The sequence below is a fragment of the Pseudomonas sp. SCPG-7 genome (assembly GCF_002156405.1).
Lineage (GTDB): Bacteria > Pseudomonadota > Gammaproteobacteria > Pseudomonadales > Pseudomonadaceae > Aquipseudomonas > Aquipseudomonas parakoreensis.
The window spans coordinates 53,646-72,634 of record NZ_MVOO01000014.1; the positions used below are offsets into that span (position 1 = coordinate 53,646).

The 18,989-nt window shown below is 60.6% G+C and carries 17 protein-coding genes; 6 read left to right on the plus strand and 11 right to left on the minus strand.

The genetic code is table 11. The features are described from left to right. Positions 1–122 precede the first annotated feature (122 nt). Together B1722_RS22380 and B1722_RS22385 are read left to right on the plus strand one after the other, a co-directional pair. A complete protein-coding gene (locus tag B1722_RS22380) occupies positions 123–1,013 on the plus strand; it encodes an ATP-binding protein (RefSeq protein WP_047295439.1) in 891 nt (296 codons plus the stop codon). Further along, the gene (locus B1722_RS22385; RefSeq protein ID WP_039770434.1) at positions 1,010–1,492 is read left to right on the plus strand and encodes a GAF domain-containing protein; all 483 of its coding nucleotides are present in this window, start codon (positions 1,010–1,012) and stop codon (positions 1,490–1,492) included. The genes B1722_RS22380 and B1722_RS22385 overlap by 4 nt, the downstream gene beginning before the upstream one ends. On the opposite strand, the gene B1722_RS22390 is transcribed toward B1722_RS22385, so the two are convergent. From B1722_RS22390 to B1722_RS22425, 8 genes are all read right to left on the minus strand, one after another. Further along, a complete protein-coding gene (locus tag B1722_RS22390; RefSeq protein ID WP_086794303.1) occupies positions 1,493–4,438 on the minus strand; it encodes an HD domain-containing phosphohydrolase in 2,946 nt (981 codons plus the stop codon). Positions 4,439–4,486: 48 nt separating this feature from the next. Then, positions 4,487–8,131 (minus strand): transporter substrate-binding domain-containing protein, encoded by a 3,645-nt coding sequence (locus B1722_RS22395; RefSeq protein WP_086794305.1) that lies wholly within the window; start codon positions 8,129–8,131, stop codon positions 4,487–4,489. Positions 8,132–8,139: 8 nt separating this feature from the next. Continuing rightward, positions 8,140–8,766, minus strand: coding sequence for a response regulator transcription factor (locus B1722_RS22400; RefSeq protein WP_041069609.1), 627 nt, complete (start codon positions 8,764–8,766; stop codon positions 8,140–8,142). A gap of 347 nt (positions 8,767–9,113) precedes the next feature. Continuing rightward, complete coding sequence (locus B1722_RS22405) at positions 9,114–10,442, minus strand: deoxyguanosinetriphosphate triphosphohydrolase (RefSeq protein WP_086794306.1); 1,329 nt, start codon at positions 10,440–10,442, stop codon at positions 9,114–9,116. A gap of 76 nt (positions 10,443–10,518) precedes the next feature. Then, positions 10,519–11,682 (minus strand): EAL domain-containing protein, encoded by a 1,164-nt coding sequence (locus B1722_RS22410; RefSeq protein ID WP_086794308.1) that lies wholly within the window; start codon positions 11,680–11,682, stop codon positions 10,519–10,521. A gap of 124 nt (positions 11,683–11,806) precedes the next feature. Beyond that, on the minus strand, positions 11,807–12,145 hold the full coding sequence (locus B1722_RS22415) for a hypothetical protein (protein WP_041069615.1): 339 nt from the start codon (positions 12,143–12,145) through the stop codon (positions 11,807–11,809). Beyond that, positions 12,142–12,528, minus strand: coding sequence for a phage holin family protein (locus B1722_RS22420; protein WP_041069617.1), 387 nt, complete (start codon positions 12,526–12,528; stop codon positions 12,142–12,144). Before B1722_RS22420 ends, B1722_RS22415 begins: the two co-directional genes overlap by 4 nt. Before the next feature lie 2 nt (positions 12,529–12,530). Then, positions 12,531–12,845, minus strand: coding sequence for a YqjD family protein (locus B1722_RS22425; protein WP_025113166.1), 315 nt, complete (start codon positions 12,843–12,845; stop codon positions 12,531–12,533). A gap of 305 nt (positions 12,846–13,150) precedes the next feature. On the opposite strand from B1722_RS22425, the gene B1722_RS22430 reads away from it, so the two are divergent. Beyond that, positions 13,151–14,359, plus strand: coding sequence for an ammonium transporter (locus tag B1722_RS22430; protein ID WP_041069622.1), 1,209 nt, complete (start codon positions 13,151–13,153; stop codon positions 14,357–14,359). On the opposite strand, the gene B1722_RS22435 is transcribed toward B1722_RS22430, so the two are convergent. Beyond that, the gene (locus B1722_RS22435; protein WP_041069626.1) at positions 14,356–16,068 is read right to left on the minus strand and encodes a monovalent cation:proton antiporter-2 (CPA2) family protein; all 1,713 of its coding nucleotides are present in this window, start codon (positions 16,066–16,068) and stop codon (positions 14,356–14,358) included. The two genes, B1722_RS22430 and B1722_RS22435, sit on opposite strands and share 4 nt — an antisense overlap. Before the next feature lie 201 nt (positions 16,069–16,269). Here B1722_RS22435 and B1722_RS22440 point away from each other — a divergent pair, with 201 nt between their 5' ends. From B1722_RS22440 to B1722_RS22450, 3 genes are all read left to right on the plus strand, one after another. Then, the gene (locus B1722_RS22440; RefSeq protein WP_041069630.1) at positions 16,270–16,506 is read left to right on the plus strand and encodes a glutaredoxin family protein; all 237 of its coding nucleotides are present in this window, start codon (positions 16,270–16,272) and stop codon (positions 16,504–16,506) included. Positions 16,507–16,654: 148 nt separating this feature from the next. Beyond that, the gene (locus B1722_RS22445) at positions 16,655–16,972 is read left to right on the plus strand and encodes a transcriptional regulator (RefSeq protein ID WP_003226726.1); all 318 of its coding nucleotides are present in this window, start codon (positions 16,655–16,657) and stop codon (positions 16,970–16,972) included. A gap of 81 nt (positions 16,973–17,053) precedes the next feature. Then, positions 17,054–17,944: a pseudouridine synthase gene (locus B1722_RS22450; RefSeq protein WP_041069634.1), complete on the plus strand. Its 891-nt coding sequence runs from the start codon at positions 17,054–17,056 to the stop codon at positions 17,942–17,944. 76 nt (positions 17,945–18,020) lie between these two features. Here the strand turns inward: B1722_RS22450 and B1722_RS22455 are convergent, their stop codons facing one another. Then, positions 18,021–18,242: a YgdI/YgdR family lipoprotein gene (locus B1722_RS22455; RefSeq protein WP_003226722.1), complete on the minus strand. Its 222-nt coding sequence runs from the start codon at positions 18,240–18,242 to the stop codon at positions 18,021–18,023. Between the two features lie 78 nt (positions 18,243–18,320). Next, positions 18,321–18,923, minus strand: coding sequence for a molybdenum cofactor guanylyltransferase MobA (gene mobA / locus B1722_RS22460; RefSeq protein WP_041069637.1), 603 nt, complete (start codon positions 18,921–18,923; stop codon positions 18,321–18,323). Between the last annotated feature and the right edge of the window lie 66 nt (positions 18,924–18,989).

Sequence of the window (18,989 nt, forward strand, 5' to 3'; positions counted from 1 at the left end):
GTCGATCATGTATGGATACCGAGGTTCCCGAATCGCCTTGTAACAAGGCCTGAGCGGGGATTGAGATCTGTCTGTCGTCGCTGTATCGACATCATCACTGTGAACGTACCCGAGGAGAAGACGTGGATTCCCGATTGAATGCTTTTCTTGAACGCGCCGAGTCGGTTCTGGCGCGGATCGAACCCTTGCTGCCGGCGCCACGTCCGCTGATCGACTGGAATACTTGCCTGGCGGCGCGCTGGCAGCGAGACGGGCGTAGCGGGTACTTGCTGCCGCTGGACGTCAGTCTCGACATGCGCCTGTCCGACCTGATCGGTGTCGACCGTCAACTGGAGCAACTGGGCCGCAACACCCAGCAGTTTCTCGACGGCATGCCGGCTAACCATGCGCTCCTCTGGGGTTCGCGCGGTACCGGTAAATCCTCGCTGGTGCGCGCGCTGCTGGCTGAGCACGCCAAGGCCGGCCTGCGTTTGATCGAGATCGAACGCGATCATCTGGCCGACCTGCCGCGCGTGGTCGAGCAGATTGGCAAACTGCCACAGCGCTTCGTGCTGTTTTGCGATGACCTGTCGTTCGAATCCGGCGAAGGCGATTACCGCGTGCTGAAAAGCGTGCTCGACGGCTCGCTCGAGCAGGCCCCGGACAACGTTCTGCTATACGCCACTTCCAATCGCCGCCATCTGGTGCCGGAGAAGGAAAGCGACAACGAAAACTGGAAGCGTGTCGACGGCGAGCTGCACCCGAGTGAGGCGGTGGAAGACAAGATCGCCTTGTCGGACCGTTTCGGTCTGTGGCTGTCGTTTTATCCGTTTACCCAGGAACATTTTCTCAATGTCGTCGAACACTGGATCGGCCAGTTGGCCGCCAAGGCTGGCCTGAGCTGGCAGCGCGACGAACAACTGGACATCCTCGCCGTGCGCTGGGCCACCGGGCGCGGCAATCGCAACGGCCGTTGCGCGTACCAATTCGCCCGTTACTGGGTGGGACTGAAATTGCTGGAGCACAAGGCATGATTGATTTGCAACAAAGCGGCCAGGGCCTCGAAGGCTATGGCATGTTGGCCGCACAACTGGAATCGCTGCTGGCGGACGAGCGCGATTTCATCGCGAATGCCGCGCAGTTTTCGGCGTTTCTGTTCAACCAGCTCGATGACTTGAACTGGGCGGGTTTCTACCTCAATCGCAATGAAGAGCTGGTGCTCGGTCCGTTCCAGGGCCAGATCGCTTGCGTGCGCATTCCGTTCGGGCGCGGCGTGTGTGGCGCAGCGGCGGCCAGTCTGCAGACTCAGCGCGTCGAAGACGTGCATGCGTTCCCGGGCCATATCGCTTGCGACAGCGCTTCCAACAGCGAGTTGGTAGTGCCGCTGGTCAAGGACGGTCGGTTGATCGGCGTACTCGATCTCGACAGCCCGAAACTGGCGCGTTTTGGCACCGACGATCAGGCGGGTATCGAGCAATTGGCGGCGATCTTCCTGCGTCTGACCGACTGCTGATCAGGCACTCAGGCCAGCCTTGCGCAGCAGGCTGGCCGGATCCACCGCATCGATCTGGCGCGGATCGAGAAACCGCGCAGCGTATTGCATGTAAACCCCGTCATTGATGAACAGCGCGAACAGCTCGGCGTCGATGTGCGCCTCGCGGCACATGGTGGCCATGATCGCCAATGCCTCGCTCAGGGTTTTGGCTTTCTTGTACGGCCGATCCGCAGCCGTCAGCGCCTCGAAAATATCGGCAATCGCCATCATCCGTGCCGGCAGGCTCATGTCTTCGCGTTTCAGGCGCTTTGGATAGCCGCTGCCGTCCATTTTTTCGTGATGCCCGCCGGCGATTTCCGCAACGCTGTCCAGGTGCCCGGGGAAGGGCAGGTGGCTGAGCATCAGGATCGTCTGCACCATGTGGTGATTGATGATGTAGCGCTCTTCGCGAGTCAGCGTGCCCCGGGCAATGCTCAGGTTGTACAGTTCGCCGCGATTGTATTTGTAGCGCGGCACATCCAGTTTGAACCCCCACGGATTGTCTTCCGGAATCAGTTCACTCTCGGCGCGTTCGATCAGGTGTTCGGGCTTGTCCGCCAGCAGTGGTTCGCTGACTGGCAGCGTTGGCGCAGGCGTCTGCGCCTGACGGCGGTTTTCCTCCCATGACACCCCCAGGCGATCATCGAGGGAGCGCATCCAGCGCCGCTCGGCGATGCGCTCAAGGCGCTGCAGATCGGCGGGCGCCATGGCCTCACCGCCCAGATTGCAACGGGCAACAAAGGCAAAGTCATCGTCCAGTTGCGTCAGCGCGGCGTCACGCTGTTCGCTCAGTTGCACCGCGTTGCCGCCGAGCGCCAGCGCCTGCCAATAACTGACCCAGGCATCGCGCTTGAGCACTTCGAAACGGGTGCGAATTTCGTGGATGCGATCGTTGAGGGTTTCCAGTTTGGTCGCCTTGTCGACGACATATTCGGGTGTGGTGACCTTGCCGCAATCGTGCAGCCAGGCCGCGATGTGCAGGGCTTCCCACTCGTCTTCGCTGGGCTGATAACGCTGAAACGCCGGTGCCTGGCTGGCGGCAGCGGCTTGCGCAAGCATCAAGGTCAATTCCGGCACACGCTGGCAGTGGCCGCCGGTGTAGGGGCTCTTGGCGTCGATGGCGCCGGCCAGTAACTGGATGAACGCATCGAGCAACTGCTTCTGTTTCGCTTGCAGACGCTGACTTTCAATACTCACCGCCGCCGCACCGGACACTGCTTGCAGGAAGGCGATGCGGTCCGGGCGCAGTTTTTCCAGATCCTGAGCGTTGCCGCTGTCGTTGATCAGCAGAACCAACAGGCCGATGGTCTCGTTGTGGCGATTACGCAGGCGGATACCGATCAGGTGGATGCGCGGCGATTGCATGGCCAACAGGACGTTCTGCAAGTCTGCGGCCTGCTCGAAGCCAAGGCTGCTGACCACGTTGTCGGCGTGGATCAGTTGCTGAAACCAAGCCGGGCCCTGATCTGCCAGCAGGTCCTGGCCGATTACGTTGAGCCTGCCCGGCTCCTGCGAAACACCGTCGATCACCAGCCCATAGGGTTCCATCCGGTTGCCGTCGCTTTCGCGCAGATAGATCAACCCTGCCTGGGCCTGGGCGATCTGCACCGTTTCGAACAGCACCCGTTGCAGCAGCGGGGCGAAGCGGGTTTCGGCGCTGAGGCTGTCAGTGATGCGGAAGAAGCTGGCGAGTGTGTCTTTCATGCGCGCCATCGACAGGCTCAACTGGTCGACCTCCAGCACCGGCGAGCGGCGGGTGACCGGAAAATTGAAATCGAAACTGCGGATCGCGTCGGCTTCCTTGACCAGCGCGTGCAACGGTTTGACCAGAATCCGCGAGATCAGCCAGCCCAGCGGCAGGCACAGCAGCAAGATCGCGAGGGTGATCAGCGCGCCTTGCCAGCGCATGCGGTAGGCGTCGGCCAGCAGTTCGTCCTCCGGCACCAGCAGGGCCATCTGCAAACCTTTCGGCCCTCCTTCCTGCAGGTTGCTGCGGGCGACGATCCAGTGGCGCCCATTGACGTCGAGCCGTTTGCCCTGGTGGGGCGCGGACAGCAACGCGTGCAGGTTCGGGCTCAGGTCGGCGGCCTTGGCCAGGCGCGCGCTGCGGTCGTCGACAATCAGCCGGCGGCTATCGGGATAGGCCACCGCATTGCCATCGGCATCGAACAACACGATTTCGGTGGAGGGGGTGACGACATGCTTGAGCAAGGTGGCGGAAAGTGCTTCAAGGGTCAGGTCGGCACCGATGACGGAGTCTGCGCTGCTGCGACGGGCGAGCGTGGTGCCCACATTGTGCGTGGAGAAAAATACATAGGGCTCAGTGGTGATCTGGTCACCCTGTTGCAGGGCGTTGATGTACCAGTTGCGGGTACGCGGGTCGTAGCGGTCGTCGGAGTTGACGTCGCGCCCCACCGGCGCCAGTGTCTGATCGAAGAACAGTGACTGCGACGATACGGTGCCGCTGGCGTCGTGCTCGATGCTCCAGACCTGATAGACCGCGGTCGGCGGCGCCTTGAGCAGGGTTTTAAGGGCGTTGGTACGCAAGGGTCGAACCATGAAGAAGTCGCCGTTGCCGTACCCCAGATACAGCGACGCGAGATCGCTGTTGTCCTTGAGTGACTGAGTGAACGGCTTGAGTAGCGCCAGACGCTGCTGCAGGTTCGAAGCATCGGCTGCCTGATCGTTGGCCAGAAGGCTCAGCAGGTGCCGGATCGGTTCGTAAGTTGAATGCAGGTCCAGGCGCACGTCCTGTTCGATGCGATTGAACAGGTTTTCACTGCTCGACAGGATGATCCGGGTGGTCTGGCGATAATTGAACAACCCCAGCACAACGCCTGTCAGCAAGAGCAGGAAGGTGAACATGACGCTGATGTGCACGTGCAACGGGAATCGGCGTTGATCCGGGCGCAGTGGGCTGGGCATTGCTGACTCTCCATTGAAGTAAACACACTGCTCAGCGTCCAAGCATAGTTAAGGCTCGCCCAGTGTGCCTTCTTCTAAAGGTTCCAGTTGTCGCTGCAATGCCTGCTCCAGTTCGACAATCGCTGCTTCGGTGGCCTCGGTGCAGCGCACGATGGTCGCCAGCGAGGTTGTCTGCAGGCAGGCTTGTTCCAGCGCATCGCAACAGGCAATCAGGCGCGAGGCCTGGGCGATCCGGGCGGCACCCTTGATCTTGTGTGCCACGACCGCCAATGCTTCACGGTCATTGTGCGGCGCCAGGGCCAGAAGCTCCTCGCGATCCAGACGGCTACTCTTTAGCAGTTGCGTGAGCAGGCGCCGGGCTTGCTGCGGATTGCCACCGGTCAACTGATTCAGGCCCTGAAGATTGAACGCCGGCCCCGGCGATGCCGGTCGCAACCCGTTGACCCAATGGTTCAGGGCGCTGAGGCTCAAGGGTTTGAACAGGCAGTCATTCATGCCAGCCTGTTTGCAGCGCTTGACCTCTTCGGGCTGGGCATTGGCCGTGAAGCCCAGCACCGTACAAGGTGCGCGGCCGGTGCGCCGTTCCTGTTGGCGGATGGCCTCGGTCAGTTCATAGCCGTTCATCACTGGCATGTTGCAGTCGGCGATGACCAGATCGAATTCGCCGGCCTGCCAGACTGCAAATGCGCTTTGCCCCTCTTCGGCAACACTGAAACGATGACCGAGGAATTCCAGCTGCTGGCACAGCAGCAGGCGGTTGGCCGGATGGTCATCAACCACCAGAATGTTCAACGGTGTCGCAGACGGGGCGATCGGCTGTGCGGTTTTCGCTACGGTGGCCTTGCACGGCAGCGTTTGCAACGGCAACGACAGGCAGACCTGGGTGCCGATCCCGGGCTGACTGCTCAACTGCAGTTGACCGCCCATCATTTCACAGAGGTTGCGGCTGATGACCAGCCCCAGGCCCGCACCGCTGCGAGCCTGTTGCCGACCACTGTTGGCCTGGGAAAACGGTTCGAACAGGCGTTGTTGATCTTCGGTGCTGATTCCGACTCCGGTGTCGTGAATGGTCAGTTGGATCAGGGAATACACGCCCGCGTGGTTGGGTCGTACGTCCAGCGCGATGCGCACTTGTCCGCGCTCGGTGAATTTGATGGCGTTGCTGATCAGATTCGACAGGACTTGCTTGAAGCGCAACGGATCCAGCTCCACGTCGACGGCGAGTCCGGGAGGATTGACCGTCAGGGGCAAGGCGAGGTTTTTCTGGCGGGCCAGACCGTCGAAAATTCTGACCACTGACGCCACGGTTTCGACCAGATTGACCCGCTCGGGGCTCAGACTCAGGTGCCCGGACTCGATTCGTGCGATATCGAGGATGTCGCCGATCAGGCCCAGCAGATCCTTGGCCGAACAGTAAGCGGTTTCGATGGATGAGCGATCCGGTGCCTGATCGCTCATGCGCTCGAGCGTCAGTTCGAGCATGCCGATGATGGCATTCATCGGCGTACGGATTTCGTGGCTCATGGTCGCCAGAAAGGTGCTTTTGGCGCGGTTGGCGTTGTCCGCCTGCTCCTTGGCCGTGCGCAGCTCATCGAACAATTGGCGACGTTCACTGATGTCGATCCAGCCACCGATGATCCCTTGTACTTCGCCGCTGGAGTCGCGGTACGGCAGGATCCAGTGATAGATCGTCAGGCGCCGGCCACCGATGTGCAGCGGACGGTCGAGCAGCAGCGGCGTCCCTTCGGCCACCACCCGTTGGTAATCCGCCTGGAAGGCCTGGGCTTCGAAGGCATTGCTCAGGGTGCCCTGCATGACACTTTTGCCGATCACGTCTTCGCGTTTGGCGTTGAAGGCTTCCAGATAGCTGTCGTTGCAGCTTTGCAGCAGACCCCGGCGGTCACGCACGTAGATCGGGTGAGGGGTGCCGTTGACCAGCGAGCGCATGAATTCGAACTGATCGTTGAGCGCGCGCTCGGCGGCCTGACGTTGCTTGATCTGGCGACGCATGTAGGCGTTCCAGAGCAGTGACAGCAACAGCAGCAGGCATGCCGCCCCGATCAGTTGGTAAAACAGGCGCTGGTATTGATGCCAGTTGCTTTGCGCGGCATTGGAAAAACCGCGCCAGCGGCTGTTGATGACGCCCAGTTCTTCGGGGCTGATGCTCAGCAGCGCTTTGTCGAGGATCGAGCTCAGCTCGCGGTTGTCACGCGCCGTGGCCAGCGAGAAGGCGGCCTGGCGAGTGCCCAGAGTCGTGGTGATCTGCAACTGATGTTCGAAGATCCGCGACGAGATCAGGTAATTGGCGATGACCAGTGAGGTGACCGCGCCATCGGCCCTGCCTTCAGCGAGCAATGTCGCGGCGCCGAAGGTGTCCGAGGTTTCGGTCAGGCGGATATCGGGAAACTCGCGGCGCAGGTAATCGGTCATGGGGCTGCCCTGGGCAATCGCCAGGTATTTGCCCCTGAGCTGAGCCGGATGCGTCGGGCTGTCGGGGGATTTGCGGGTCAGCAGGACGAAGGAGTTTTCCAGATAGGGGCGACTGAATTGCAGGGTTTTTTCCCGCTGCGGGCTGGGAAGCAGCGCCGCGATCAGATCGGCCCGATGCTGATTGATCTGCTCCACCATGTCGCCGTCGCTGCGGCTGCGCACCAGTTCGAAGCGCATGCCGGTGCGCAAGCGCAGCAGCTCAAGCAGGTCTGCGGTAATGCCGCGCAGATTGCCATCGCTGTCGAAGAACGTCAGCGGGGCGAACGCTTCGTTCACCACCACACGCAGCACCGGGTGCTGTTTGAGCCATTGCTCTTCGTGATGGGTCAGTTGCAGCTTCTGGTCGGTCAGCAGAATGTCGCTGCCGGCGCTCCAGCGCTTGGCGATGCTGTCCCGTTCACTGGTCGGTATGGCCTGTAGCACGGCGTTGATGATGGCCAGCAGTTGCGGGTTTTCGGCGTGTACGGCAAAACTGAAACCGTGGGCTTCCTGTTTGCCGAAATTGGCCATGCGGATGTTGTTCAGATAGCCCTTGTTGATCATGTAGTGGGTGGAAATGGTATCGCCCAGAAACACGTCGGCCTGATCAAACGCCACCGCGTTGATTGCGTTTTGGTAGGACGGATAGGAGGTCAGGATGGCCTTGGGATACAGCGCCCGGACCTCGTCCTGGGGCAGATAGTGATAGACCATGCTCAGGCGCAGACCGGCCAGTCCCTGGGTGAGTGTGCGGGATTCGTCTTCACGGGTGACCAGTACCGGCTGATCGATGGCGTAGGGCGTTGAAAGCAGGATGTCAGCGTCACTGGCTTCGAAACCGTTGGCGGTACCGAGCATGTCGACCTGACCGGCTTTCAATGCGCGCAAGGCGGCTTCCCGTGAGGCAAAGCGCTGGACCCGCACTGGCAGTCCGCTGGCCTGTTCGAGGAGGCCGGCGTAATCGGCGGTAAAGCCCTCATAATCGCGACCGCTGGCCGTCATGTCGAACGGTGGATAATCCGGTGCGGAAGTGCCCAGTATCAGTTCGCTGCGCGTCTGCAGCCATTGTCGCTGCGCAGGCTCCAGTGTCACGGACAGTGCTTCATGACCCGAACGGCTGCGCAGCACATACTCTTGCGCCGTAACGAGGTCGGCATGGCTCTGAGTCGCCAGGCACAGGCTCGCACACAAGAGGGCAAGATAGATCTTTAAACGACTGGGCATTCGGGCTCTCACACTAGTGCGTTGCGTTTGGCCATCTCGATAAGTTCCACCAGCGACCTGGCTTTCAGTTTCTGCATCAGGCGTTTTTTATAGGTACTGACAGTCTTGTTACTGAGAAACATGCCTTTGGCAATTTCCTTGTTGGTGCGCCCTTGGGCAAATAACTGCAGAACCATGAGTTCCCGGTCATTGACGGACTTGAATAACTCCAGTTCGGCATAACGCACATCATCGCTGCGCACCGGATTCAACGCCTGGCTGGGGAAATAGTTGTAACCGGAAAGTACCGCCTTGATCGCACTGACCAGTTCGCTCAAGTCTTCTTCCTTGCACACATAACCGGATGCGCCGGACTGCATGCAGCGAATGCCGAACAGGGTCGGGCATTGTGCGGTCAGCACCAGGGTCTTGAGCGGAGTTCCCATGGCGTTGAAACGGGCGAGGACTTCCAGGCCGTCGAGTTTGGGAATGCTGATATCAAGGATGATCAGGTCGGGCATGCATTCGCGGACCATCTGCATGGCATCGACCCCGTTATCGGTTTCGCCGACGACCTTGTAACCTTCATGCTCGAGCAGCATCCGAACGGCAAGCCGGATGACGGGGTGATCATCGACAATAAAAACGGAGTTCATAATCAAATCCCATACGTGCGCGAATAAAGCGCGCACCTTAGCTCAGATAAATGAGCGGCCGCATGAACTCCCACGGCTCTAGCAGCGATATAGGATAAGTCCTACACACTAAAGGGAAAGCGACTACGATCAAACTCAGTGTCGCGTAAGGAAGTGTTTAGGTTATTTGTTTATCTGAATGTTGTAAGTTGCTTGTAGAGTATTGAACAAGCAGGATTTGTCCGGGCTTTTTTGAGTGTTAAACAAATGACCTGTGAAAGTCCCAAGTATCGCGCACCGTAACGCCGGTTCAATAGACCATGCACTCAACCGGGCAGTCATGGCGACCCGGTGAGCGCGGTGTTCTGTCAGTGGCTGGAGCGTCCGGTCATCTCCAGCGCCATGTCGCTGGCGTAGCTGTCGGTCATCCCGGCGATGAAGTCGATCATGCGCAGAAACGAAGTGTGCAACGGGCCATGGGGATCCGGCGCATTGTTGCCCAGCAGATCGAGGATGCGTCGGCTCTTGAACGACGGCGTGCGGCCGCCATGTTGCTCCAGCGCGGCGCCGCAGAATGCGTTGAGGAGAATTTCCAGGGTGGTGTAGGCGCCGATTTCATGCAGCGTCTTGCGCTTGTCCTGAAAAATCTTCTTGCGCGCAATGTCCTTGGCATTCAGCACGCAGCGTTTGGCCGGGCCGTGCATGTGTTCCACCAGGTCGCCGTGCAGAGTGCCTGCCAGCAATGCGTCCTGTTGTTCGACGAACGCCCTGGCGGCGGCGTTGGTCAAGTGCTCGATGGCCTTGCCGCGCAGGATCGCCAGTTTGCGTCGACGCGAATCCTGCGGGCCGAGCTGGCGATAGGTTTCCGGCAGATCGTCTCCCACCAGGCCGAGCAGCAGCGATTCAACCTCCGTGTACTCCAGCAGTTCCATTTCCAGGCCGTCTTCGAGGTCGATCAGCGCATAGCAAATGTCGTCAGCCGCTTCCATCAGGTAGACCAGCGGGTGCCGCGCCCAGCGTTGGTCTTCCAGTTGTGGCAGGCCGAGCTTGTGGGCGATCTGCTCCAGCAGTGGCAGTTCGCTCTGATAACAGCCGAACTTGTGCTTCTTGTAGCCCAGCGAGTCGGCGTGACGTGCGGTCCACGGGTACTTCAGATAGGTGCCGAGGGTGGCGTAAGTGAGGCGGGTGCCACCGTCGAACTGGTGATACTCAAGCTGAGTCAGCACCCGAAAGCCCTGCGCGTTGCCTTCGAAATTGAGGAAGTCACCGCGCTCGGCTTCGCTCATGCCGTCGAGCCAGCCGCGCCCGGCGGCTTGCTGGAACCAGTGACGAATGGCGTCTTCACCAGAGTGGCCGAACGGCGGGTTGCCGATGTCATGGGCCAGGCAGGCCGATTGCACGACCATGCCCAGATCGCTCGGATCGCACCAGTCGGGCAGGGCACTGCGCAAGGTTTCGCCGACGCGCATGCCCAGCGAGCGGCCGACGCAGCTGACTTCCAGCGAGTGGGTCAGACGGGTGTGGATATGGTCGTTACTCGATACCGGATGCACCTGGGTCTTGCGCCCCAGGCGGCGGAAGGCGCCGGAGAAGATGATGCGGTCGTGGTCTTTGTGGAACGGGCTGCGGCCTAGCTCTTGCGGGCTGTGCAGCGGTTTTCCAAGGCGTTCGCGGTTGAGCAGGGTCTGCCAATCCAAGGCTGGTTCTCTCCGTCGGTGACTGGGATGACTGTTGCCCTAGCTTCCGGGTTCAGGCTCGCACCTGCAAGCGGAACTACAGGCCCGCGGCATCGATATCGATCAACAGCAGGCGCTCGCCGTTATCGAAGAACTGCCCGGCGGTCAGGCAATACTGGTTGCTCGTGGCATCGCGGTAGGTGCTGGACAGCGTCAGGCGACGCTCCTCCCAGCCTTCGGCCAGCAAATGATAGAAGTACGGACGCCATGACCAGTTGTGGCCCAGGTAGCGGTTATCGGCGACCCAGCCGTTGTTCCGCCATTCAAGGTTAGGCGTGAGTTGGGTGCCATGCCGGTCGCATTGGTAGAACCGCAGCAACCACGGAAAGGCTTCGAGTTGCGGCAGCGCACTGAGCGGTGCGTGGGCCTGAGCCCAGGCCTGGAGAATCGCCATCAGTTCGCTGAGCTGTTGACGCATTTGCATCAGGCGCCCGCGTTCAGCCAGTTTCTGCCGCACGTAACGCTGGCGCAATTGAGCGAAGCGCTGCACGAAGGCATCCGTTGGATAGAACGCCTCCTGCGCCCGGGCAAACAGGAAGCCCTGAACGTAGCGCGAACCGCATTCCAGGGCGAAATTGAGCTGGGCCTCGGTTTCCACACCTTCGGCAATGATCCAGCAGCCGGTCTTCTCGGCCATTTGCGCCAGTGCCTTGACCACGTCACTGCTCGGCCCGCCGAGTGCGGCAGCCTGGAACAGGCGCATGTCGAGTTTGAGGATGTCCGGCTGCAAGGCCAGCACCCGATCGAGCTGCGAATAACCGGCGCCGAAATCATCAATCGCAATCCGCGCTCCCGCGTCGCGATAACGGGCCACCACTTCGGCCAGACGCTGACTGTTGCCGCCCAGCTCAGTGATCTCGAACACGATGCGTTGCGGGTCGACGTCGTGTCGCAACATTTGCTTGAGGCTGGGCAGCGGCTGTTCGGCGCGCAGGCGACTGATCCAGCGTGGCGACATGTTCAGGCTGAGAAACCACTCCGGGGGGGCTTCATGCAGTCGGCTCAGGGCGTTATCGCGGATCTGCCGGTCGAGGCGGCGCAGAGCGATGGCGGGTGTGCGCGGGTCGGCAAACAACGGCCCGACCGAGGCCAGTTGGCCGTCGGACTGGCGCAGGCGACCCAATGCTTCGACGCCTGCAATACGCCCGGTGGCGGTATCGATGAAAGGTTGAAAGCAGGCGAGCGGTTGCCCGTCGATCACGGGGCCTCCTTAGTCGTTCTTGTTCTGGGTGAACCCCGCCGACCGGGTAGGCGCGCGGGATTGAACCTCCGGGTAAAGAGGTTCATCCCGCGGATATTGCAAGAATGCAGCCAGATGCGCCGGCTCAGCGTTTACCCGAGCTCTGCATCACCAGTCTGATCAGCGGCCCGAGGCTGGTGCCCAGACGTATCAGCCGGGTCAGGCCGCCGACGCCACCGCTTTTCGCGCCCTTGCCGGTGATAAAACCCAACAGGGTCACAGCAGCCACGCCCCATAGCGGCGCGTGCTTGATGCCGAAACCTGCTTGCAGGTTTTGCGTCATCCCGCGCATGCGCTGCAAGGGTTGCAGCACTTGCCCGGCTTCATGGCGGATTTCCTGCCGGTGCATTTCCATACGCAGGCGGATCAGTGCCTTGCGCATTTCCCGGCGCGAGCTGTTGTGTGGCAGTTCAGGCAAGCTCATGGCAACAGGCGCTCCCGATCGTTGGCCAACTCTTCCAGCGTGCCGTGGAAGGGCGAGGATTCATCGAAGACGGCTGCTTTGAGGCGTAGCCCACAGAAAGCGGCGGCCAAGGTGTAGAACACGCACAGGCCGATGATTGCCGCCAGGCGATAAGTGTCCCAGAACACGATCAGCACCAGCGTCGACAGACCGACCAGCAACAGCAGGGCAAACACCAGCGCCAGGCCTGCGAACAGCAAGAGGCTGACGGTGCGTGCTTTCTGCTCCTGCAACTCGATGCCGAACAGTTCGACATGGCTGTGCAGCAAGCCGAGAACAGCGGCGCCCAGGCGCCGCGTGGAGGATGAAGTGCCCGACCCCAGGCCGGATTCGCCGATCGACATGATCAGCGCCGAGTGGCCAGCAGGCCAATCAGAAAGCCCACGCCGGCAGCGATGCCCACCGACTGCCAGGGATTGGCCGACACGTAGTCTTCGGTGGCGGTGACCGCAGCCTGACCGCGATCGCGCAGAGTGTCTTCGGTCAGCTTCAGGGTTTCACGGGCGCGCAACAGGCTGTCGTGGATCTGCTCACGCAGCTCATCGGCCTGATCGCCCGCCAGCGTCGCGGTGTGTTCGAGCAACCGCTCGGTGTCGGCGACCAGAGTCTGGAAGTCGTTCATCAGGATTTCTTGAGCGGTCTTTGCCTTGATGCTGGCCATGGGTGGATCTCCGTAAGTGACGTCTGAAGCGTTCGAGTATGAGCCTTGCGCGAAGGTTCAGTACAAATGACTGGTACAGCTTTTGCTATGTACTGGTGCGTTCTGCCGCGCTCGTGCGCTGTTGGCGGGCGTACATGCAGCAAAACCTTAACTCAAATAATCCTGGTCCGTGTCAGGACATCGACCTTGTGCGCCAAAGCGGTTCACTGCAGCGCCACTGCGGTGTCCGGCGGGGCGCAACTTGGTGCATGAATTGTCCGCGCGAACCGCTTTGGTGCCTTTTTAGCCTTCAGGTCTGCCTCTTTATGGAAAATCTGCAAAGCGCTGTGGACACGCTGGTCCACAGCTCCAACACGTTGTTCATTCTGATCGGTGCGGTGATGGTGCTGGCGATGCACGCCGGTTTCGCCTTCCTTGAAGTCGGCACGGTGCGCCAGAAAAATCAGGTCAACGCGCTGTCGAAAATTCTCAGCGACTTTGCCGTTTCGACGCTGGCCTATTTCTTTATAGGCTATTGGATCTCCTATGGGGTGACCTTCATGCAGCCGGCGGCGGTGCTGAGTGCGGATCACGGTTATGGTCTGGTGAAGTTTTTCTTCCTGCTGACCTTTGCCGCGGCGATTCCGGCGATCATCTCCGGCGGGATTGCCGAGCGTGCGCGATTCGTTCCGCAGTTGTGTGCGACAGCGCTGATCGTGGCGTTCATCTACCCGTTTTTCGAGGGCATGATCTGGAACGGCAACTACGGTCTGCAAGCCTGGCTGACGGCACGCTTTGGCGCGGCGTTCCATGATTTCGCCGGTTCCGTGGTGGTGCACGCCATGGGCGGCTGGCTGGCACTGGCAGCGGTTTTGCTGCTCGGTCCGCGCAACGGGCGTTATCGCGAAGGGCGCTTGGTGGCGTTCGCGCCATCGAGCATTCCGTTTCTGGCGCTCGGTTCGTGGATTCTCATCGTCGGCTGGTTCGGCTTCAACGTGATGAGCGCGCAGACCTTGCAGGGCGTCAGCGGTCTGGTGGCGGTCAACTCGTTGATGGCCATGGTCGGCGGCACCGTGGCGGCACTGATCGCCGGGCGCAATGACCCAGGCTTCCTGCACAACGGCCCGCTGGCCGGGCTGGTAGCCGTCTGCGCCGGTTCCGACCTGATGCATCCGGTAGGCGCGCTGGTAACTGGCGCACTGGCCGGTGCCTTGTTCGTCTGGTGTTTTACCGCCGCGCAAGTCAAATGGCGCATCGACGACGTCCTCGGCGTATGGCCGTTGCACGGTCTGTGCGGCGTGTGGGGCGGGATCGCCTGCGGCATCTTCGGCCAGACTGCGCTGGGGGGGCTTGGCGGGGTCAGCCTGATCAGTCAGTTGATCGGCAGCGCGCTGGGTGTGCTGGTCGCACTGATCGGCGGATTCGCCGTCTACGGCGTGATCAAGGCCTTGCACGGCCTGCGCCTGAGTCAGGAACAAGAGTATTACGGCGCCGACCTGTCGCTGCACAAGATCGGCGCGGTGAGCCAGGACTAGGCTTCCTCGTCTTCCGCGCCGGGATAGAAGCCGTGCAGCAGACGATAGCGATCAATGCGCACCTGATCGATTTGCTCCTGCACCTTATGCGCTGGCAGGCCAAGCATGACCAAGGCGTGGGAGGCGAGCATCAGGCTCGATTCCAATAGCTCCGGCACCACTTCGCTGGCGCCGGCGGCTTTGAGTTCAGCCCATTGGCTGTCGTCGCGGGTACGCACCAGAATCGGTATCCGCGCATTGAGCCGGCGCGCTTCCTTGAGAATCCGCAGGCTGACATCGCTCTGATCCACGGCGATCACCAGCAGCCGGGCGCGCAACAGTCCGACGGCGGTCAGCAGGTCGCCGCGCGCAGAGTCGCCGTAATGCACCTCGCTTTCGCCGGCTGCGGCTTCCTGCACACGTACCGGATCGTTATCCAGCGCGATATAAGGCTGATTGGCATTGCGCATGAAGCGGCCGATGGATTGACCGACACGGCCGTAACCGCAGATCACCACATGTTGATCCAGCCCGGCATTGAGGGCGCTGATTTCCTCGATTTGCGCCTCCTGGTTCGGCTTGCGGTGCAGGCGCGCGGCCATTTGCGGCGCGGCGCGCAATAGCAGTGGCGTCAGCAGCATCGAGCAGAAGGTTGCCGCCAGCAGCAGGGCGCCCAGCTCGTTAGGCAGCATCTGGTTTTGCTGCATTTGCGCCATTAACGCGAAGCAGAATTCCCCACCCTGCGCCAGGGCCAGGCCGCTGCGCCAGGCGGTTTCGTGATCACTGCCGCGCCATTTCACCAAGAGCGCGACGACCGTGCCCTTGATCAGCATCAGGCCGAGGGTCAGGCCGAGAATCAACACACTGTGACTGACGAACAGTTGTAGGTCGATCAGCATGCCGATGCTGACGAAAAACACCCCAAGCAGAATGTCGCGAAACGGCCGGATGTCAGCTTCGATCTGATGGCGGTAGTGGCTTTCGCCGAGCAGCATCCCGGCCAGAAATGCGCCAAGGGCAGGGGACAGGCCGAGCAGGTGCGTCAGCCATGCGGTCAACAGCACAATCACCAGCGCCAGCAGCACGAACAATTCCGCCGAACGCGAGGCCGCCACTTCATGAAACAGCCGTGGCAGCAACCAGCGGCTGGCCAGCAACAGACCGAAAAACAGCACCACGGTCTTCACCAATGTCAGCGGCAAGGCCCAGTACCAGGCTTGCGAGCTGCTTCCGGCGAACACTGGCACCAGGGTCAGCAGCAACACCGCCACCACGTCCTGAAACAGCAAGACCCCGACCGCGTTCTGCCCGTGACTGCTGAACACTTCGCCCAGGCTGCCCAACTCCTTGGTGACAATCGCCGTCGACGACAACGACAGCCCGGCGCCGAGCAGCAGGGCCGGGGCCAGCGGCATGCCCAACAGGAGCAGCACCAGCCCGAGCAATCCGGTGCTGAGCAATACCTGCTGACTGCCCAGGCGGAACACCACCTGGCGCAGCGCGATCATCTTCGACAGGGAAAACTCCAGGCCCAGCGAGAACAGCAGAAACACCACCCCCAGTTCGGCCACGTCCGGCAGATGTTCGCTCTCGTTAACCCAGTTGAAAGCGGTCGGTCCCACCATCAGGCCCACGCAAAGATAGCCCAGCACCGGCGGCAAGCGCAGGCGGCGGAACAGGGCAATCATCACCAGGGATGAGGCGAGGATGATCAACAGGTTGGCAAACACAAGACACTCCGATGTCAGGCTCAGGCTTCTCAAGCGTAGAGGCAAAAAGCGCGGAAGCATCGCCTGATTGGCTTTTCCGTGGACTGATTTGCATCACGGTTTTGCTTGTTTGCTGCGGTGCGCCGGCCATCTGGCTGCGCCGGCTCGACGGGTTTTCGAGGCGGGCCTAGAATGAACGCTCATTTTTTCGGTTGAGCGATCATGCTTCCTGAATGTCAGTTGTTCGGCACCTTGGGATGCCATCTGTGCGAGGTGGCAGAAGCCGAGTTGATGCCGTTTGTCGAGCACGGTCTGCTGGTGGAGCTGGTGGATATTGCAGAGGATGAATCCTGGTTTGAGGCTTACAGCCTGCGGATCCCTGTATTGCGCCGAGTGGATACTGGCGCAGAACTGAATTGGCCGTTCAGTGCCGATCAGGTGGTGGCATTCCTGCGCTAAGCGATTTGTCATCCGCTGGTCGCGAGCGACCATCCTCCCGTTGGCACTCTGCGGATTATTCGTTTACTGTATGCGCATACAGTAATTGGGTTGACCTGCTGCTTGTGAAGTCTTGAGCAGGTGAATCCGGCAGTCAGAGGGACGAACCGTGGTCAATGTCGAACAGTTGAAGAACAGCGTGAACCGGATGTCGGTTGACGTGGTGCGCGAGGCGGTCCTCGAGTTGCGCCTGGACGGGCTGGTCACGGAGGGCAAGACGCCGTTCAACAAACTGCACTTCAACACCTGCTTTGCCGAGATCGAAGCGCTTTTCCAGCGTGCCGGTTATCACAAGCAACTGGATGTGGTCGGTTATCAGGGGTTGTTGTACGCCTTGTATGACCCGGGACGCTGGGAGGCGGTCGATGTATTGCGCTGGCTCAAGGAGTTCACCGAAGCGGCGGCACTCAAGTCGATTCCGGCCTGAGGCGGGCCGCAGATTGCGCACTAGGTTCGTTTCGCTCAGTGTTGGATAATGCCGGCCTGCATTGAGGGATCGAATTTCCGTATGTCCACACCAACGTTTTCTGCTGCGCAGAATCAGGCCAGCACCCTTTACCTTCCTCCGGGGTCCTGGGCGACCGTCCTTGACTGCCTGTGTGAGCATTTCAGGGCGATCAGTCGCGAGCAATGGCTGGACCGGATCGTCCGCGGCCGGGTGCTGGATGCTCAGGGTCAGCCGATTGCGCTGGATTTGCCGTACAAGGAAGGGCTTCGCATTCACTACTTCCGTGAAGTGCCGGATGAAAAGCCGATTCCAGCGGTCGAGTCGATCCTGTATGCGGATGAACATCTGGTGGTAGCGGACAAACCGCATTTTCTGCCGGTGACACCAGCCGGTGAGTATGTCGAGCAGACGTTGCTGCGCCGCCTGATCCGCCGCCTGGACAACCCCCATCTGGTGCCATTGCACCGCATCGACCGGCACACCGCCGGACTGGTGATCTTCTCGGCCAACCCACAAACCCGCTCGGCTTATCAGTCGCTGTTTCCGACCCGGCAGATCGATAAACGCTATGAGGCGATTGCCCGTGCGCTGCCGGAGCTGGAGTTTCCCCTGGTTCACAAAAGTCGCTTGATCGACGGCGAACCGTTCTTCCGCATGCAGGAAGGCCCGGGTCTGGCGAACACTGAAACGGCGGTGGAGGTCCGGGAAAAGAACGGTGATCTGTGGCGCTACGGTCTGTATCCGGTGACCGGCAAGAAGCATCAGTTGCGGGTGCACATGACCGCGCTGGGCGCGAGTATCTGCAACGATCCGTTTTATCCGCAGGTGTTGAAAGACGTTGAGGATGACTACGCCAATCCGCTCAAACTGCTGGCGCAAGGGCTGCGGTTTGTCGACCCGGTCACCGGTGAGAAGCGCGAGTTCGAGAGCCAGATCACCCTGCAGTGGTGACACCATTTACTTTTACGTACCCATGAAAAAGCCCGCATCAATGCGGGCTTTTCTGTATCCGGTGTCGACGTAAAGATTACAGCTCTTTAACGGTACGAACCTGATCCTTGTTGATGCGAGTCTCTTTGCCGTCCAGCTGCTTGAACTCGTAGAAGCCCGAATCTTCGTCATATTTCGGGGTGTCGACGGCCTGGATTTCGCGACCGTCATTCAAGGTGATCACTGTTGGCGACGAGCAACCAGCGAGCGTTGCCAGGCCCAGTGCGAGCATGAAAGTGGCGAGGGTCCGTTGAGTCATGAGTGTGTCTCCGAATGGGAATACTTTTGGTTACTGAGCTTGAGACGTATACAAGGCGTGAGAGTTCCTTGAATGCTGTCAGTCTGACACAGTGTTATGCGCATTTAACAGTTCGGGGGTATTCAGGTTGGCCAGTCGCGGGTCGTTGTCCGGGCATTGCAGGGCCGTTGCGCCGAGGTTGCGCATGACCCGGCCGGGGCTGCGTTCACCGGCGTTCCAGGCGGTTTCGAACGCGGGCAACAGGGCCACCGGAATCACGCACAGCAGGGGCTCCCAATGGTCGTCATGGCGCAACATTAAAGGTTTGTCAGGAAACTGGCCGGCAGTTGCACGCATGTCGTGCAGTAGCGCTGCGTCGATGCGCGGCACATCGCAGGGCAAAACCAGCAGATGGGGCAAGCGCGCAGCCTTTAGCCCCGCGAGGATGCCGGCCAGGGGGCCTGGAAAGTCCTCTTCTTCATCACTCACCAGTTGGTCGGCGTAGGCAGCATAACGCTCGCGATTGCGATTGCAGGAGATGATCAGATCGTCAGTCAGCGGTCGCACCTTGCGCTGCAAATGCGCAATCAGCGCTTCACCCTGCCATTCGACCAGCCCTTTGTCCTGGCCACCCATGCGCTGGCCGCGTCCGCCTGCCAAGAGCAGAATGGAGCAGGGGGGCAATGGCGTATTCGGGGTCATGGCAGCTCTCCAGCAGGGCGGCGAAAAATTCAGGCGCTGTGATATAACACCGGGCTGTTTCTCCTA

What these genes read in the sequence shown, in the direction of transcription:
- mobA (WP_041069637.1), bottom strand. Translation starts at nt 18,923, where the DNA reads ATGACCCCGAATACGCCATTGCCCCCCTGCTCCATTCTGCTCTTGGCA.
- B1722_RS22385 (WP_039770434.1), top strand. Translation starts at nt 1,010, where the DNA reads ATGATTGATTTGCAACAAAGCGGCCAGGGCCTCGAAGGCTATGGCATG.
- B1722_RS22390 (WP_086794303.1), bottom strand. Translation starts at nt 4,438, where the DNA reads ATGCCCAGCCCACTGCGCCCGGATCAACGCCGATTCCCGTTGCACGTG.
- B1722_RS22450 (WP_041069634.1), top strand. Translation starts at nt 17,054, where the DNA reads ATGTCCACACCAACGTTTTCTGCTGCGCAGAATCAGGCCAGCACCCTT.
- B1722_RS22420 (WP_041069617.1), bottom strand. Translation starts at nt 12,528, where the DNA reads ATGTCGATCGGCGAATCCGGCCTGGGGTCGGGCACTTCATCCTCCACG.
- B1722_RS22455 (WP_003226722.1), bottom strand. Translation starts at nt 18,242, where the DNA reads ATGACTCAACGGACCCTCGCCACTTTCATGCTCGCACTGGGCCTGGCA.
- B1722_RS22430 (WP_041069622.1), top strand. Translation starts at nt 13,151, where the DNA reads ATGGAAAATCTGCAAAGCGCTGTGGACACGCTGGTCCACAGCTCCAAC.
- B1722_RS22415 (WP_041069615.1), bottom strand. Translation starts at nt 12,145, where the DNA reads ATGAGCTTGCCTGAACTGCCACACAACAGCTCGCGCCGGGAAATGCGC.
- B1722_RS22400 (WP_041069609.1), bottom strand. Translation starts at nt 8,766, where the DNA reads ATGAACTCCGTTTTTATTGTCGATGATCACCCCGTCATCCGGCTTGCC.
- B1722_RS22395 (WP_086794305.1), bottom strand. Translation starts at nt 8,131, where the DNA reads ATGCCCAGTCGTTTAAAGATCTATCTTGCCCTCTTGTGTGCGAGCCTG.
- B1722_RS22425 (WP_025113166.1), bottom strand. Translation starts at nt 12,845, where the DNA reads ATGGCCAGCATCAAGGCAAAGACCGCTCAAGAAATCCTGATGAACGAC.
- B1722_RS22440 (WP_041069630.1), top strand. Translation starts at nt 16,270, where the DNA reads ATGCTTCCTGAATGTCAGTTGTTCGGCACCTTGGGATGCCATCTGTGC.